At 65.9% G+C, this 16,660-nt stretch carries 15 protein-coding genes; 5 read left to right on the top strand and 10 right to left on the bottom strand.

The window, feature by feature from the left end; genetic code table 11:
• The 6 genes from M1E01_RS17895 to M1E01_RS17870 are packed head-to-tail and all read right to left on the bottom strand — an operon-like array spanning position 1 to position 6,465.
• Positions 1-810 (bottom strand): HpcH/HpaI aldolase family protein, encoded by an 810-nt coding sequence (locus M1E01_RS17895; RefSeq protein ID WP_457972861.1) that lies wholly within the window; start codon positions 808-810, stop codon positions 1-3.
• Complete coding sequence (gene hpaH / locus M1E01_RS17890; RefSeq protein WP_457972860.1) at positions 795-1,580, bottom strand: 2-oxo-hept-4-ene-1,7-dioate hydratase; 786 nt, start codon at positions 1,578-1,580, stop codon at positions 795-797. The genes M1E01_RS17895 and hpaH overlap by 16 nt, the downstream gene beginning before the upstream one ends.
• A gap of 3 nt (positions 1,581-1,583) precedes the next feature.
• On the bottom strand, positions 1,584-2,666 hold the full coding sequence (gene hpaD, locus M1E01_RS17885; RefSeq protein ID WP_457972859.1) for a 3,4-dihydroxyphenylacetate 2,3-dioxygenase: 1,083 nt from the start codon (positions 2,664-2,666) through the stop codon (positions 1,584-1,586).
• 53 nt (positions 2,667-2,719) lie between these two features.
• On the bottom strand, positions 2,720-4,261 hold the full coding sequence (gene hpaE, locus M1E01_RS17880) for a 5-carboxymethyl-2-hydroxymuconate semialdehyde dehydrogenase (RefSeq protein ID WP_457972858.1): 1,542 nt from the start codon (positions 4,259-4,261) through the stop codon (positions 2,720-2,722).
• 22 nt (positions 4,262-4,283) lie between these two features.
• The gene (locus M1E01_RS17875; protein ID WP_457972857.1) at positions 4,284-4,982 is read right to left on the bottom strand and encodes a GntR family transcriptional regulator; all 699 of its coding nucleotides are present in this window, start codon (positions 4,980-4,982) and stop codon (positions 4,284-4,286) included.
• Positions 4,975-6,465, bottom strand: a complete 1,491-nt coding sequence (locus M1E01_RS17870; RefSeq protein WP_457972856.1) for a fumarylacetoacetate hydrolase family protein — start codon at positions 6,463-6,465, stop codon at positions 4,975-4,977. The genes M1E01_RS17875 and M1E01_RS17870 overlap by 8 nt, the downstream gene beginning before the upstream one ends.
• A 268-nt stretch (positions 6,466-6,733) precedes the next feature.
• Here M1E01_RS17870 and M1E01_RS17865 point away from each other — a divergent pair, with 268 nt between their 5' ends.
• Both M1E01_RS17865 and M1E01_RS17860 read left to right on the top strand, forming a co-directional pair.
• A complete protein-coding gene (locus tag M1E01_RS17865; RefSeq protein ID WP_457972855.1) occupies positions 6,734-8,704 on the top strand; it encodes an FAD-binding monooxygenase in 1,971 nt (656 codons plus the stop codon).
• 4 nt (positions 8,705-8,708) lie between these two features.
• The gene (locus tag M1E01_RS17860; RefSeq protein WP_457972854.1) at positions 8,709-10,103 is read left to right on the top strand and encodes an MFS transporter; all 1,395 of its coding nucleotides are present in this window, start codon (positions 8,709-8,711) and stop codon (positions 10,101-10,103) included.
• A gap of 22 nt (positions 10,104-10,125) precedes the next feature.
• Here M1E01_RS17860 and M1E01_RS17855 read toward each other — a convergent pair whose 3' ends face one another.
• The 4 genes from M1E01_RS17855 to M1E01_RS17840 all read right to left on the bottom strand — a co-directional run bounded on the left by M1E01_RS17855 (position 10,126) and on the right by M1E01_RS17840 (position 12,622).
• Positions 10,126-10,989, bottom strand: a complete 864-nt coding sequence (locus M1E01_RS17855) for a prephenate dehydratase (RefSeq protein ID WP_457972853.1) — start codon at positions 10,987-10,989, stop codon at positions 10,126-10,128.
• 154 nt (positions 10,990-11,143) lie between these two features.
• Complete coding sequence (locus M1E01_RS17850) at positions 11,144-11,875, bottom strand: GntR family transcriptional regulator (RefSeq protein WP_457972852.1); 732 nt, start codon at positions 11,873-11,875, stop codon at positions 11,144-11,146.
• A 4-nt stretch (positions 11,876-11,879) separates the two neighbouring features.
• On the bottom strand, positions 11,880-12,395 hold the full coding sequence (locus M1E01_RS17845; RefSeq protein WP_457972851.1) for a PTS sugar transporter subunit IIA: 516 nt from the start codon (positions 12,393-12,395) through the stop codon (positions 11,880-11,882).
• On the bottom strand, positions 12,392-12,622 hold the full coding sequence (locus M1E01_RS17840; protein WP_457972850.1) for a glucose PTS transporter subunit EIIB: 231 nt from the start codon (positions 12,620-12,622) through the stop codon (positions 12,392-12,394). Before M1E01_RS17840 ends, M1E01_RS17845 begins: the two co-directional genes overlap by 4 nt.
• Before the next feature lie 186 nt (positions 12,623-12,808).
• Here M1E01_RS17840 and M1E01_RS17835 point away from each other — a divergent pair, with 186 nt between their 5' ends.
• From M1E01_RS17835 to nagB, 3 genes are read left to right on the top strand one after another with little or no spacing between them, the layout of a single operon-like run.
• Positions 12,809-14,197, top strand: a complete 1,389-nt coding sequence (locus tag M1E01_RS17835; RefSeq protein ID WP_457972849.1) for a PTS transporter subunit EIIC — start codon at positions 12,809-12,811, stop codon at positions 14,195-14,197.
• A complete protein-coding gene (locus M1E01_RS17830; RefSeq protein ID WP_457972848.1) occupies positions 14,187-15,515 on the top strand; it encodes an N-acetylglucosamine-6-phosphate deacetylase in 1,329 nt (442 codons plus the stop codon). The genes M1E01_RS17835 and M1E01_RS17830 overlap by 11 nt, the downstream gene beginning before the upstream one ends.
• Positions 15,496-16,356 carry a glucosamine-6-phosphate deaminase gene (gene nagB, locus M1E01_RS17825; RefSeq protein ID WP_457972847.1) on the top strand — a complete coding sequence of 287 codons (861 nt, stop codon included), beginning with the start codon at positions 15,496-15,498 and terminating at the stop codon, positions 16,354-16,356. The genes M1E01_RS17830 and nagB overlap by 20 nt, the downstream gene beginning before the upstream one ends.
• Positions 16,357-16,660 lie beyond the last annotated feature (304 nt).

The raw sequence follows: 16,660 nt of genomic DNA, 5'->3' as shown, positions 1-16,660 counted from the left end.
CTAGTAAGAGGTTGGCGTGCCGCCGTCGGGTGGCTGGACGTACTGGGCGGCGAGTGCCTCCGAGCCGCGGGCGAGGAGGGCGACGTCGGCGCCCACCAGGATGAAGGCGGCACCGGTGTCGAGATAGGCACGTGCCGTGGCGGGGGCGAAGGCGTTGACGCCGGCAGGCTTGCCGGCTGCTTTGGCGGCGGCGAGGCAGTGTTCGACGGCGGCGCGCACCTCTGGGTGTTCCTGCTGGCCCAGCAGCCCCATCGAGGCGGCGAGGTCGGAGGGGCCCACGAAGATGGCGTCCACGCCATCGACCTTAAGGATGTCCTCCACCGCTTCAACGGCCGCGGTCGATTCGATCTGGACGGTGACGCTGATAGTCTCCGCGGCACGGACGAGGTAGTCGGGGACCCGATTCCAGCGGGCTGCGCGGGCCAATGCGGAACCGACCCCCCGCACCCCCTGGGGCGGGTAGCGGGTGGCGGCCACCGCGGCTTCTGCTTCAGCGACGGAGTTGACCATGGGGATGAGGAGGTTCTGCACGCCCAGGTCCAGGTACTGCTTGATCACCACCACGTCGTTCACGGGCGGCCGGACCAGGGTGTGGACCGGGTAGCCGTGGATGGCCTGGAGCTGGGCAAGGATGGATTCGAGCCCGTTGGGGCTGTGTTCGGCGTCGACCAGGAGCCAGTCCAGGCCGGACCCGGCGCAGAGTTCGGCGATGAGCGGGCTGCCGGAGCACACCCACATCCCGGCCAGCGGCCGGTTCGAGGCGGCCAGGGCGTCCTGGAAGGTGTCGCCCGGTTCTAGACGAAGCGGCATGTCACAGCCCCCAGCGGTCCGTAGTCGGCGTGGACTGTGTCGCCCTTGTAGACCCAGAGGGGACGGGTGAAGGACCCGGCGAGGATGATGTCGCCGGCCTTCATGCTGTCCCCGTGCGCCGCGATCTTGTTGGCGAGCCAGTGCACGCCGTTGGCCGGGTGGTCCAGGACGCCCGCGGCGACGCCGGTCTCCTCCACGGTCTGGTTCTTGTACAGGATGGCAGAAACCCAGCGGAGGTCGACGGCGTCCGGCTTCACCGGGCGTCCGCCCACAACCATGGCGCCCATCGCGGCGTTGTCGGAGATGGTGTCCACGATGGTCCGGCCCTCCATCTCGATCCGCGAATCGAGGATTTCCAGGGCCGGAACCACGTAGTCCGTGGCGTTCAGGACGTCGAAGATGGTGCAGCCCGGGCCCTTGAGGCTGTCCTTCAAGACGAAGGCAAGCTCCACCTCCACCCGCGGGTGGGTGTACTTGTCCCACTCCACCGAGCATCCGGTTTCCAGCACCATGTCATCGAAGATGGCACCGTAATCGGGTTCGGTGATGCCGGTGGCGGCCTGCATGGCCTTGGACGTGAGGCCGATCTTCCGCCCCACCAGAGTCCGGCCTGCGTCCTCGTTGCGGCGCCGCCACAGCTGCTGCACCGCGTAGGAGTCCTCCACCGTCATCTCCGGATAACGGGCCGTCAGGCGCGGCACAGGCGTACGGGTCCGGCCGGCCTCCACCAGCTCATCCGCAATGGCCTCAATCGTCTTCGCGTCCAGCATCGTTTAGACCTGGGCTCCGAGCTTGAAGCCCTCCACTGCCGCAGACGTCTCGTCCTTGCGGGTGTAGGAGAACCCGTCGGCGCCGACGGTGACAGCCATCTCGCTCTTTTCCTCGCGTTCGATGACCGGCTGCGGGTTGCCGTCCAGGTCCAGGACCAGGGAGGCCTCGGTGTACCAGGACGGAACGACGGGGTTGCCCCACCAGTCGCGGCGCTGGTTGTCGTGGACGTCCCAGGTGATGGTGGGGTTGTCCGGGTCGCCGGTGTAGTAGTCCTGGGTGTAGATCTCGATGCGGTGGCCGTCCGGGTCCAGGATGTAGAGGTAGAACGCGTTGGACACGCCGTGCCGTCCGGGGCCGCGCTCGATCCGGTCGCTGATGCGCAGGGCGCCCATCTTGTCGCAGATCTGGATGATGTTGTGCTTCTCGTGCGTGGCGAACGCGACGTGGTGCATGCGCGGGCCGTTGCCGCCGGTCAGGGCGGTGTCGTGGACCGTCTGCTTGCGGTGCATCCACGCGGCGTACGTGACGCCGTCGGAGTCCTTGATGTCTTCGGAGACGCGGAAGCCCAGGTCCTCGAGGTACGCCCGGCCGCGGGGAACGTCCGGGGTGACCTGGTTGAAGTGGTCCAGGCGCACCAGCTCACCGGCGGAGTAGAGGTCGTAGCGCTGGGTGAGGCGCTCCACGTGCTCGGTCTCGTAGAAGAACTCGTAGGGGAAGCCCAGCGGGTCCTCGACGCGGACGGAGTCCCCGATGCCCTTGGTGAAGCCTTCCTTGCGGCGCTCGGTCCGGCACCCCAGTTCCTTGTAATAGGCCTCGGCGGCGTCCACCTCGGCGGGAGACTTCACCCGGTAGGCGAACGCTGCCACGGCGGCGATGGGCCCCTGGCGGAGTACCAGGTTGTGGTGGATGAACTCCTCCAGGGAACGCAGGTAGATGGTGTTCTCGTCCTCTTCGGTGACGTGCAGGCCGAGCACGTCGACGTAGAACTCGCGCGACTTGGCGAGGTCCGTGACCACAATCTCCATGTAGGCGCAGCGGACGATATCCGGGGCAGGAACGGTGGGGGTGGGAACGAAGTTGGTCATGATGGTCTCTCTTCCTTGAAAGCAGGTACTTGAGTACGTAAGGGGTAGAAGTCTTAGCCCTCGTTGGCGGCGGAGGCTTGGATGCTGCCGAATTTCGGGGTGTGGACGGAACCGAGCGTGATGTGCACGGCCTGCTGGTCCGTGTAGAAGTCGATGGAGCGGTAGCCGCCCTCGTGGCCCAGGCCGGAGGCCTTGACGCCGCCGAAGGGAGTGCGCAAGTCGCGGACGTTGTGGCTGTTCAGCCACACCATGCCGGCCTCGACATTCTGCGAGAAGTTGTGTGCACGGGTCAGGTTCTGGGTCCAGATGTAGGCCGCCAGGCCGTACTTGGTGTTGTTCGCCAGGGCGAGGGCCTCGTCGTCGTTCTCGAACGGTGTGATGGCGACGACGGGACCGAAGATCTCCTCCTGGAAGATCCGGGCGTCGGGGGAGACGTCGGCGAACACGGTGGGAGCGATGTAGTTGCCCTCCGGAAGGCCTTCCGGCCGTCCGCCGCCGGCGAGCAGCCGGCCTTCGGACTTGCCGATCTCCACGTAGGTGGCAACCTTTTCGTAGTGCTCCGGGTGGACCAGGGCGCCCACCTGGGTCTTCGGATCGTGGGGGTCCCCGACCACGATGTTCTTGGCGCGGGCGGCGTACTTCTCGCAGAACTCGTCGTAAATGGCGCGTTCCACCAGAATGCGGGAGCCGGCGGTGCAGCGTTCGCCGTTGAGGGAGAACACACCGAACAGGGCGGAGTCGATCGCGGCGTCCAGGTCTGCATCCGCGAAGATGACGCAGGGGGACTTGCCCCCGAGTTCCATGGACAGGCCCTTGAGGTTGGCCGCGGCGTTGCGGAAGATGGTCTGGCCCGTGGTGGTCTCGCCGGTGAAGGAGATCAGCGGGACATTCGGGTGCTTGACCAGCGCGTCGCCGGCTTCCTCGCCCAGGCCGTTGATCAGGTTGAAGACGCCGTCCGGCAGGCCGGCTTCCTTGAAGATGGTGGCCCAGAGCGAGGCGGACAGCGGAGTGAACTCGGCGGGCTTGAGGACAACCGTGTTGCCGGTGGCCAGTGCCGGGGCGAGCTTCCAGGATTCCAGCATGAACGGCGTGTTCCACGGCGTGATGAGCCCGGCGACGCCGATCGGCTTGCGGTTCACGTAGTTGATCTGCGAGCCCGGGACCTTCATGGCATCGTCGAACTGGGCCACGATCAGGTCCGCGAAGAACCGGAAGTTCTCGGCGGCGCGGAGGGCCTGGCCCTTGGCCTGCGTGATGGGCAGTCCGGTGTCGAAGGTTTCGAGTTCGGCGAGGCGGGCTTCCTGGGCCTCGACAGCGTCAGCGATCCTGTTCAAGACGCGGGCGCGTTCGCGGGGCTTCATCTTCGGCCACGGTCCGTTGATGAACGCTTCGCGGGCGGCGGCCACAGCCAGGTCGATGTCTTCCTTCTGGCCGGCTGCGGCGGTGGCGTAGTTCTGGTTGGACACAGGATCCAGCACGTCGAAGGTCTTGCCGCCCACGGAATCAACGAACTCGCCGTTGATGTAGTGCTGGATGTGCGTGGGCAGATTCTCAGGGATGTAGTGCTTTGCTGCTGTTTCTACAGGAGTCGTCATCGTCGAGGTCCTAACTGTTGTCTTAAAAGTTGGGGTCTTGAGGGCTGGTTTGGGAGAGGTAAGCGTCCAGGGTGGCGGAGCGGTGGAGCCGTGCTGCTTTTTCAATGGTGTCGGCGTCGGCGCCGGTCTCGATGAGCCGGAGCAGCGCCTCGTGTTCGTCCACGGAGCGGTGGGCCCGGCCGGGGACAAAGCGGAACGTGGAGGACCGCAATGACGCCAGCCGGTTCCAGCCGCGGTGAACCAGGTCCAGGATGTGCGGGTTGGGGCAGTGTTCAAAGAGGACGCTGTGGAAATCCTGGTTGAGCCGGGTGAAGCGGACGGGATCAAAGTGCTTCAGGCACTCCCGCATCTCCGTGTTCACAGCGCGGGCCCGGGCAATATCCGCCGCCCCGATCAGGGGTGCGGACAGCGCGGTCGCCGCACCTTCCACGATGCTCAGCGTCTGCATGGTGTAGAGGTATTCCGTGGGGTCAATCCCGGCGACGGTCGCCCCGACATTGCGTTCAAACTTCACCAGGCCTTCGGCCTCGAGACGGCGGATCGCTTCACGGACCGGCACCACGCTGAAACCGAGATCCTTGGCAATCGAAGCCAGGACCAGACGGTAGCCGGGGGTGTAGGTACCCTCCACAATCCGCGCCTTGACGGCCCGGTAAGCCTGCTCGGCCTTGCTGCCCGCTGTGTCGGCAGTGCCGGCGGATGCGGCGACTGTTTCAGTCATCCTTCCCGGCCTCCCATTGCTTGTACTTAGCGCGCCACTCAGCGTTCATCGGGTAGAGCCCGTCCACGTTGTGGCCCTGCTCCACCATCTCGGCGATGAAGACCTCTTCGCGCTCCTGGACGATGGAGTCGTCGGCGACTTCCTCGGCCAGTGCCGGCGGGATCACGAGAATGCCGTCGGAATCGGCCACGATGATGTCGCCGGGCTGCACGGTGGTGCCGCCGCAGGCGATCGTGATGTCGGTGTCCCACGGGATGTGGCGGCGGCCCAGCACGGCAGGGTGGGGGTTGGAGTAGTAGGTGGGCAGTTCCATGGCGGCCACGGCGGCGAAGTCGCGGACCCCGCCGTCGGTGATGATGGCCGCGGCGCCACGGACCTGGGCGCGCAGGGCCAGGATGTCACCGATGGTGCCGGTGCCCTTCTCCCCGCGGGCTTCCATGACCAGGATCTCGCCCTCGTTGACGGAGTCGATGGCGCGTTTCTGGGCGTTGAAGCCGCCGCCGTGGGTCTTAAAGAGGTCCTCGCGGTTGGGCACGTAGCGCAAGGTGCGGGCCAGGCCCACCACGCGGCGGTCCGGGCGGGTGGCCTGCAGGCCGTCGATGCTGACATTGTTCAGGCCGCGCTTGCGCAGCTGGGAGGACAGCGTGGCGGTGCAGACGCTCTCCAGCTTTGCCTTCAGTTCCGGGGTCAAAACGGCCGCCGCGGCTGCCTCTGAAGATTCGGCCGGAAGGCCTGCCGCCTCGCGGGAACCGTACGCCTCTTCCCGCTGCAGGTCATCAACCTTGGGCCCGGCACCAAAGCCAGCGAATGCCGTCGTGCCTTCCTCCACCCTGGTAACCAGGCGACCGGTGCTTAGCCCGCCGTCCCCTGAGCCTGCGGTGCTGACCTCGACCTCCAGCACGTCGCCGGGTTTGGCCACGGACGCGCCGGCGGGAGTGCCGGTCAGGATGATGTCACCCTCTTCAAGGGTGAGCAGCTGGGACAGGTCCGCCACCAGCCGGGCGAACGGGAAGAGCAGGTCTTCGGTGCTGTCATCCTGGACGAGCTCGCCGTTGTGCCAGGTGCGGATGCGCAGCTTGGCGGGGTCGACGGCGTCTGCCGGAATAAGTGCCGGACCAACCGGGGTGAAGCCGTCGCCGCCCTTGGACCGGAGGTTCGAGCCCTTGTCTGCGTAGCGGAGGTCGTAAACACCAAGGTCATTGCTGGCCGTGACGGCGGCGACGTGGCTCCAGGCGTCGTCGATCCCGACGCGCCGGGCTGCCTTGCCAATGACCAGCGCGATCTCGCCTTCGTAGCCGAGCAGTTCGCAGCCCGCCGGGCGCTCGACGACGCTGCCGCTCAGGGACAGGGAGGACGAGGGCTTGAGGAAGTAGGAGGGCTGGGCCGGCGTCCGGCCGCGCTGTGTTGCGCGGCTGGGGTAGTTGATGTGCACAGCGATCACCTTGCGTGCTGCTGCCAGGGTGTCGTCGTTGACCTGCTCCAAAGCGTTCTCCTCATCAGGTACGAAATCGTATACGAAACATACTGGACTGCTTTTGGGGCGGCGTCAACCCCGTCTTAGCCCGGGATTGCCAGGCGGTGCCGAAAGCCGGGCGCGGGAGCAGGCGTCGGGAAAACAGCTACTTGTAGCCCAGGTCATATGTGACGTACAGTACTGAATCACAGCCCGCTTTTCTATAATCGAACCCATTGTTCTGATATAGAACACAACTCTGGCAGCAAAGAGCCACACAGCGAAGTGAGGAAAGCCCGTGCAGTTCCACCACCACGGTTACGTATCCGGTGACCCGCGAGTACAGCCCGCCGCCGGCGTCGGTATTGACAGGCCTGCAGAGCTCCCGGACGAGGTCGATGTTCTCATCGTCGGTTCCGGACCAGCCGGCATGCTCGCCGCCGCGCAGCTGTCCCAGTTTCCCGGGGTCAACACACGCATCATCGAGCGCCGCCCCGGGCGTCTTGCGATCGGCCAGGCAGACGGCATCCAGGCACGCAGCGTCGAGACGTTCCAGGCCTTCGGATTTGCGGAACGCATCATCGCCGAGGCGTACCGGATCACCGAAATGGCGTTTTGGAAGCCGAGCCCTGAGGACCCCTCGAGGATCTACCGCGCGGCGCGCGCCCTCGACGACGCCGCCGGCATCAGTGAGTTCCCGCACCTCATCGTCAACCAGGCCCGTGTGCTGGACTACTTCGCCGAGGTCGCAGCCATGTCGCCAACCCGCCTGACGCCGGACTATGGCTACGAGTTCCGCAGCCTCAAGGTCACCGGCGAGGGCGAGTACCCCGTCACCGTCACGCTCCTCCACACCGCCGGGCCGAACGAGGGCCAGGAACGCATTGTTAAAGCCAAATACGTTGTCGGCTCCGATGGCGCCCGCAGCAAGGTCCGCGAATCGATCGGCTGCACCCTTGCCGGTGACCAGGCCAACCATGCGTGGGGCGTCATGGACGTCCTGGCCGAGACGGACTTCCCGGACATCCGCACCAAGTGCGCCATCCAGTCGCATGACGGTGGCTCCATCCTGCTGATCCCCCGCGAGGGCGGCTACCTTTTCCGCATGTACGTGGACCTCGGTGTCGTCCCTGAGGGGGACAAGGGTGCGGTGCGAAAGACCACCATCGAGCAGATCATCGCCAAGGCGAACGATATTCTCCACCCCTACACCCTGGATGTACGCAACGTCGCGTGGCACAGCGTCTATGAGGTGGGCCACCGTCTCACGGACCGGTTCGACGACGTCCTGCCGCAGGACCGCGGCACACGCAGCCCCCGCGTGTTCATCACAGGCGACGCCTGCCATACCCACAGCGCCAAGGCTGGCCAGGGCATGAACGTATCCATGCAGGACGGCTTCAACATCGCGTGGAAACTCGGGCACGTGCTCGAGGGCCGGAGCCCAGAGTCCCTGCTGGACACCTACTCGGCCGAGCGCCAGGTTGTCGCGAAGAACCTCATCGACTTCGACAAGGAGTGGTCCACACTCATGGCGAAGAAGCCCGAGGAGTTCGAGGACCCCACGGAGCTGGAGAACTTCTACGTGTCCACAGCTGAATTCCCCGCCGGATTCATGACGCAGTACACGCCGTCGATGCTCATCGCTGAGCCCGCCCACCAAAACCTGGCCGCCGGCTTCCCCATCGGCAAACGTTTCAAGTCCGCACCCGTTCTGCGTGTTGCCGACACCAACCCGCTGCATCTGGGCCATCAGGCTAAGGCGGACGGCCGCTGGCGCATCTACGTGTTCGCAGATCCTGCGCAGGCAGGGGCGCCGTCGCCAACCGCGGACCTGGCGGAATGGCTCGCGAACTCTGCGGACTCGCCGCTGGCCGCCACGCCGGAAGGCGCCGACCGCAATGCGTGGTTCGATGTGAAGGTCATCTACCAGCAGGACCACACGGGCATCGACATGGGCGCGGTCCCGGCAGCGTTCAAGCCCCAGGTCGGTCCGTTCAGGCTCACGGACTACGAGAACGTGTTCGGCGCCGACCCGCAGGCCGATATCTTCGAGCAGCGCGGCCTGGACCGCGACGGTGCCATTGTCGTGGTGCGCCCCGACCAGTACGTGGCCAACGTCCTGCCGCTGACCGCGACGGCGGAGCTCGCCGCATTCTTTGCGAAGCTCCAGCCGGGCGGGCACGCGGAGGCAGGACGTCCCGCGGCCCAGCCGTCAGCCACGATCGCCGGCACAATCATCCCGACCCTCGTCAGCAACGGAGCATAAGAGAATGGCATCGCCCCGAACTACAGGCGCGCCTGCGGCCCGCCAGCGCATGAGCCAGGCGGACCGCCGCGTGGTTGCCGGCACCATGATCGGCACCACCATCGAATGGTACGACTTCTTCATCTTCGCCCAGGCCGCCGGCGTCGTCTTTGCCAGCCTCTACTTCAAACCCCTGGACACGGACAGCCCCGGACTCGCACAGCTGGTCTCGTGGGCAACGATCGGCGTGAGCTTCTTCTTCCGGCCCCTCGGTGCTGTGATCGCCGGGCGGCTCGGTGACCGGGTGGGGCGCAAGGCCATGCTCGTCTTCACCCTGGTCATGATGGGAGCGGCCACCGCCCTGATCGGGCTCCTCCCGACATACGCCCAGATCGGTGTCTGGGCCCCCATCCTGCTGATGGTCCTGCGCATTCTGCAGGGCTTCTCTGCAGGCGGGGAGTGGGGCGGGGCCGCACTGATGGCAGTGGAGCACGCGCCCCGCGACAGGCGGGGATTCTGGGGGGCCTACCCCCAGATCGGCGTGCCCGTCGGCATGATCATCGCAACCCTGGTGCTGTTCCTGCTCCGGCTCTCCATGTCCGAGGAACAGTTCCTCGAATGGGGCTGGCGTGTTCCCTTCCTGCTATCAGTAGCCCTGATCGTCGTGGGTTACTTCATCCGTGCTGCCGTTTCAGAGAGCCCCGTGTTCAAGGAAATGGTGGAGCGCAAACGGGAGTCGGCCACGCCGCTGAAGCAGCTGCTGGAGACGAACAAAAAGCAGGTCCTGCTGGCCGCTGTCATCTTCATCGGCAACAACGCCGCCGGCTACCTCGTGATCGCGTTCCTGTCCTCGTACGCCCAAAAGACACTGAAGATGGACGCCTCCCCGGTGCTGCTGGCCACCCTCCTCGCCTCGTTCGGCTGGCTCATCTTCACCCTCTTCGGGGGAGCCCTTTCGGACAGGATCGGCCGGGTGCGCACCTTCCAGCTTGGCTACGTCCTCATCTTCGCGTGGGTGATTCCGATGTTCCTGCTGGTCGACACCCGCAATATCTGGGCCTACGGCGTGGGCATCTTCGTCTTGACGATAGGACTGGGGCTCTCCTACGGGCCCATGTCCGCTATGTACGCAGAGATGTTCCCGGCGAGCGTCCGCTACTCGGGAATCGGCATCGGGTACGCCCTGGGTTCCATCCTTGGCGGAGCCTTCGCACCGCTCATAGCCGAAGCGCTGCTGAAGGACACCGGCTGGTCCGTCTCCATCGGGATCTACATCATGGCCCTGTGCGTCATCTCCATCATCGGCGTCAGCCTGGTGAAGGAAACGAAGGGAGTTCCGTTGGGAGCAGCGGACTCCGATGCCGCTGATGCTGCTGACGCACAGCCCGTCCCGTCCCTCAAAGCAGGGCCGTCGGCCTAACACTGGTCGCCTAAGCAAACCACTATCCAGCTGGACGGTCAGCCTGCCCGGACCTGTATTCCGCGGCAGGGTACACACCCAGGATCCGCACCTCCGTGGTGAAGAAGTCCAGCTCCTCCAGCGCGAGCTTCAGGGGCAGGTCTTCAGGGTGGCCCTCGACGTCGGCCATAAACATGGTGGCGGCAAACTCGTTGCCCACCATGTAGCTTTCCAGCCGTGTCATGTTCACGCCATTCGTGGCAAAGCCGCCCAGCGCCTTGTACAGCGCGGACGGGACGTTCCGGACGCGGAACACAAAGCTGGTGACTGCCGGTCCGGGAAGTTCATCCCGGGCCGGCAGTGGCTTTTCCCGGGCCAGGACCACAAATCGGGTGGTGTTGGAGGGATCGTCCTCGACCCGTGAGGCCAGCACCTCCAGTCCGTAAATCCGGGCGGCCAGCGGGGGAGCGAGGGACAGTTTGCGGGGATCGTTCCACTCGCTGACCTCGCGGGCAGACCCTGCCGTATCCCCTGCAATGACAGGCCGCAATCCGGCCTCGCGGATCAGTCGGCGGCACTGGCCCAGGGCATGGATATGGCTGTGGACCTCGGTTGCGGCTTCGAGGGTGCTGCCGGGGATGCCCAACAGATCAAAGTGGATGGGCAGGAAGTATTCGCCTACGATCTGAAGCTTGGACTGCGGCAGGAGGATGTGGATATCTGCCACCCGCCCGGCAATCGAGTTCTCGATGGGAATCATGGCCAGGTCGGCCTCGCCGCCCGACACCAGTTCGAAGGCGTCCTCGAAGCTGGCGCACGGCACGCTTTCCAGCTCGGGGAACATCTGCTTGCACGCGATATTGGAGTTGGCGCCAGGCTCACCCTGGTACGCAATCTTCTGGGCCATGATCCGTATGTTTTCACGCCCAGCCCCTGACCGCCCAAGTAAGTCCCAGCAGATGTCGTCCTCAGGGCCGGGAAGGGACCGTGCTGCTACCCGGTTGGGTGGGACCCGGCGCCGGTGAGCCGAGCGGGACCCGGCGCCGGTGAGCCGGGCGGGGTTAGCGGGCGGATGAGCCGAGAGCCAGCCGCATGGACACCTGGTACCGGTCCGAGCGGTAGGTCGAGATGGAGTACTCGATGGGCGTGCCCGGATCCTCCTGGCCTGTAAACGAGCGGCGCCTAAAGAGGAGGACCGGCGTGCCCGCTTCGATTTCCAGCAGGGCGGCAGTTTCCTCCGATGCGGCCGCGGCCTCGACGGTCTGTTCGACGTGCTCCACCGGATGCCCGGAGACGGAGAGAATCCGGTAGAGGGACCCGGTCAGGTCCTCCGAGAGCAGATCGGGAAGCGGCCCGGGCGGCAGCCAGGATTCGTCCACGCTGACGGGTGCCCCGTTCGCCAGCCGCAACCGCCGCACCTGGTACGCCTCCTGTCCCCCAAGCAGCCCCAAGTGCTCGGCGGCAGCCACCGGCGGCTCCGCGATGGCGGCTTTTATAACCCGAGTGCTGGGTTCAAAACCGGCGGCCCGCATGTCCTCGTTGAAGGAGGCCAGGTGCAGGGTTGAACGCACCAGCCCGTGTGAGACGAAGGTCCCCTTGCCCTTGATCCGCACCAGGGCGCCGTCCTGCACGAGGTCGGAAATCGCCCTGCGCACGGTAATCCGGGAGACTCCGAACTGCTCCTCCAGCTGGCGTTCCCCGAGCAGGGCGTCCCCGGGGCGCAGGGTCCTGGCCACCAGGTCCTGGAGCTGCTTGCGCACCCAGACGTGTTTCAGTTCCCCTGCTTTGTCCATGGCTCTATTGTCCGGGCAGATTAAACAGGTGCCCGCCGGCTTCGACGCGTGCTCCGCTCTCCAGAGTACCGACGGCGTCCGCTGGGGTATCGAGGATCACCACCGGGCTGCACATGCTGAGGTTTTTCGAGCGGACCACCGTGACGTCAACGGTGATCATGGGGTCACCGGCGCTGACTTGGTCGCCCTTCTGCGCGAGCACACTGAAGCCCTCCCCTTTCAGGTTCACCGTGTCAATGCCCACGTGGACCAGCACAGCCGGTCCGGAGGCATGCTGGACGATGTACGCGTGCGGCATCACCTTGATGACGCGTCCATCCAGGGGAGCGACGGCGGTCAACACCCCTGCGTCATCATCGGGAACGACGGCGGCTCCGCCGCCAACCAGCCCTTTGGCGAACACGGGGTCCGGGACTTCGCTCAGCGGGATGAGCCTGCCGGGCAGGGGAGAGGCCACGCTGATGGCTGCGGCGGGTACTGCTGCACCCATATCAGGCGTGGTCGCGTCAGGCCTGCTCACATGAGGTCCTGAATGTCTTCTGCCAGGCTCTCAGCTTCGGGGCCCACAACCACCTGGACTACGCTGCCGGCGACCATGACGCCGTGGGCACCGGCCGCCTTGAGTGCAACCTGGTCCACGCGGCCGGCATCCACCACTTCGGTGCGGAGGCGGGTGATGCAGCCTTCGATCTCTTCGACGTTATCGGCCCCGCCCAAGGCGGCGAGGATTGTTTCTGCTTTGGACATGTCCACTCCTGTTGCTCGTTTCCTGATCGTATCCATGGAGGCCGGGACTGCACGTTTTTCCTGCCTGAGGTTGACAACAACGCCCGATGCGCTTCACAGTGATGATTGTCACTGGTTATAACCAGTTACCAAGACTCTACTGAATCCCGTATCGCCGCACAAGCACCCTTTCGAAACGAGGAACACATGTCCACGGAAAACCCGTCCGCCTCCTCCGGAGGCGCGTCGCCGACGCCAGCCCCGGACAATGCCGCAGGCAACGTCCCTGGCGAGCTCCCTGGCAAGACCGCAGGAAATGCCACGGGAAAACCCGCAGGGAACGCAACAGGCACGGCCGAAAAGGCCCCTGACAAGGCTCCTGGCAAGGACAAGGGGAGCGGTAAAGCGCTGCAGAACATGCAGCGGTTCGGACGCAGTCTCATGCTCCCCATCGCAGCGCTTCCAGCGGCGGCACTCCTTCTGCGCCTCGGCCAGGACGATCTGCTGGGCCGGTTCGAATCCCTGGCCACCGTTGCCCAGGTGATCGGAGCCGCCGGCGGGGCCCTGTTTGAAAACCTTCCGCTGCTTTTCGCCGTCGGCATCTCTTTCGGGTTCGCCAAGAAGGGTGACGGATCAACGGCACTGGCCGCCGTTGTCGGCTATCTCGTCCTGATCAACGTCTTCAAAGTCATGGCACCGCTGGTCCTGGGTCCCGCCCCGGAGGGCGGCGAGGATCCGGTCATTAACTACGGGGTGCTGGCCGGCATCGTGATGGGCCTGACCACGGCCTGGCTGTGGCAGAAGTTCCACCGGACAACCCTCCCGGACTGGCTCGGATTCTTTGCCGGCCGCCGGCTGGTGCCTATCCTGACGTCTTTCGCCGCGATCGTGATCGGCGTGGTCATGGCCCTCCTGTACCCCTTCTTCAACACCGGCCTGACGGCAGTGGGGAACGCCGTCGCGGACAACACCGTGGTGGGCGGCGGCATCTACGGCACCCTCAACCGGCTGCTCATCCCGCTGGGCCTGCACCACATCCTGAACTCCATCGTCTGGTTCATCATCGGTGACTACAACGGCACGCACGGCGACTTGAACCGCTTCTTCGCCGGTGACCCCTCAGCGGGCGTCTTCATGGCCGGTTTCTTCCCCATCATGATGTTCGCCCTCCCCGCAGCGGCGCTGGCCATCTGGCATGAGGCCAAGCCCTCCCAGAAGAAGGTCGTCGGCGGCGTCATGCTCTCCACAGGCCTCACCGCCTTCCTCACCGGCATCACCGAACCGCTGGAGTTCTCCTTCATGTTCGTTGCCTGGCCGCTTTACCTCGTCCACGCCCTCCTGACCGGAACGTCCATGATGCTGGTCAACTTTCTGGGCATCCACCACGGGTTCGGTTTTTCCGCCGGAGCCATCGACTACCTGCTCAACTTCGGCATCGCCCAGAACCCGCTCCTGCTGGTGCCCATCGGCCTGGGCTACGCAGCGATCTACTACGTGGTGTTCCGCTTCGTGATCCGGCGCTGGAACCTGCGCACCATGGGCCGCGAAGATGAAACCGACGAGAACGGTTCCATGGCCAAGGCCGATGCGAGCTGACCTGACCTCGCCGGAATCCGCCGGCACCGTGCGGGGGCTGCGCGGGCGCCTCATTACGGGCCGGCCCGGCGAAAAGGTGATCGATGACGGCACCGTGGTGATCGCCGGGGAGCGCATCCTCTGGTGCGGTCCGACGGCGGAGCTGCCCGCCGGGGTCGGCGTCGAGACGGAGCCGGTGCCGGTCATCCTGCCCGGACTCGTGGACGTCCACTGCCACGGCGCCGTGGGACACACCTTCGGCGCGGATGCGGACGGTGCGCGGCGTGCGGCGGCCTTTCACGCCGCCCAGGGAACGACGTCGGTACTCGCCTCGCTCGTCTCGGTCCCTTCCAGCGTGCTGCTGGAGCAGATCTCGGTGCTGCGGGAGCTGGTGCAGGACGGCACACTGGCCGGCCTGCACCTGGAGGGACCGTTCATCACCAAGAGCATGTGCGGGGCGCAGGACCCCGACGCCATCATCGACGGGGACCCGGTGCTCCTGCGGCAGTGGCTTGAGGCAGGCCAGGGCGCGGTGCGTTCCCTCACGCTCGCCCCGGAAACGGCGCACTTTGCCGAGCTCATTGAGCTGTGCCGGAACTACGGCGTGGTTCCGTCGCTCGGCCACACCGACGCCTCAGCCGCGCTGACGCGGAAGGCGCTGGCGGGCGCCTTTACCGGCGTTTCCGGTGAGGACGCGGGCGGCGGTCGGGGTGGCAACCGTGACGCTCGCCCTTGGTCCGCCACGCACTTGTTCAACCGGATGCCTCCGCTGGGCCACCGCGCACCGGGACCCATCCCGGTCCTGCTGCAGGCCGCGCAGCAGGCGCCCGAACGGATGGTCCTGGAACTCGTGGCCGACGGCGTGCACCTGGACCCCGAAATTGTCCGCATGGTCTTCGGGCTTGTGGGATCTCGCGCGGTTGCCTTGGTCACCGATGCCATGGCCGCGACCGGGATGTCCGACGGCCACTACACGCTCGGCCGGCTCGACGTGCTCGTCCAGGACGGGGTGGCCCGCCTGGTTCCGGCAGGGGACCAGGAGCACCTCGGGGCGATCGCCGGGGCCACCAGCCTGCTGCTGGACAACGTCCGCCACTGCATGGAGTGGGGAGTGCCGCTGGCCGATGCCGTTGCAGCGGCTTCGGCGACCCCGGCGCGGCTCATGGGACTGGACCGCCCCGGCCCCGCACAGCTTGGCGCGACTCCGGTCGGTTCCATTGCCGAGGGATACCGTGCCGACGTGCTGGTCGCCAGCGAAAAATGTGAACTTCTGCAGGCTTATCGGGCCGGCAGGCAGATAAGCCAGGAAAGGAATGCCCGTGCAGATTATTCTGTGTGAGTCCGCAGAGCACGTCGGGAACAGGGCCGCCGACATCATCGAAGCCCGCGTCCGTCGGGGCCCGGCCGTGCTGGGCCTGGCCACGGGCGGTTCCCCGAAATCAACGTATGAGGAGCTCATCCGGCGGCATCGCGAAGAACAGCTCAGCTTCGGCCAGGTCCGTGCATTCACCTTGGACGAGTATGCCGGGCTGCCGCCGGAGCACGAACAGAGCTACCACTCCACCATCCGGCGCGAATTCACGGACCATGTAGACCTGCCGCTGGAGCAGCTCATCACACCGCAGGGGAATGCCCCGGACCTTGTCGCCGAGGCTGACCGCTACGACGCCGCTATCGCAGCGGCCGGCGGAGTGGACATCCAGATCCTCGGTATCGGAGCGAACGGCCACATCGGGTTCAACGAGCCAACGTCGTCGCTGGTGTCCCGCACCCGGGTGAAGACGCTGGCCGGAGCCACGCGGGCGGATAACGCCCGGTTCTTTCCTGACGGCGACGTTCCCCGGCTCTGCCTGACCCAGGGGCTCGGGACCATCCGTGAAGCCAGGCTCGCCGTGCTCGTGGCGATGGGGGAGAACAAGGCCAGCGCCGTCCAGGCGATGGTGGAAGGGCCGGTCAGCGCACACTGCCCCGCGTCTGTTCTGCAATTGCACCGCCGCGCCGTCGTCATTCTTGACCCCGCGGCCGCGTCCCGCCTGAGCCTGCTGGACTACTATCGGGACGCCCAGGAATTCAACGACCAGCTGGGGCAAACACCGACGCGTCCCTGGATGGAGCAAGGACAGACGGGGCAAGCGGCGGTCCGGCAGACGCACATACAGCATACGGGCAGCGGCGCCTAGCGCTGCCCCGCCCGGGTCAGCCCGGAGGAGCAGCAGGCGGTGGTGCAGCTGCAAAAGTTCGAAATCCGGGGCTGTCCGCGATTTCGCATCCTGGAGGTGCGGAGCGGCGGACAGGCCCGGATTTTTTTGCGTTCCCCGGAGAAAACGGCCAGTCCCACATGCGACTGCGCTTAGGAACAACAACTGGTCGCTGCACGACAAGGCCCGGGCGGGACCCCGATGTCATTCTGGAATTCATGGCGCACCTCACTCGTGCAGCCCGAAGCCGCAACGCCCGGGCGGGCAGTCGACAGATCAGCAGGTC

The sequence above is a fragment of the Arthrobacter sp. D1-17 genome (assembly GCF_054130535.1).
This window is presented reverse-complemented; position numbering and strand designations above follow the sequence as displayed.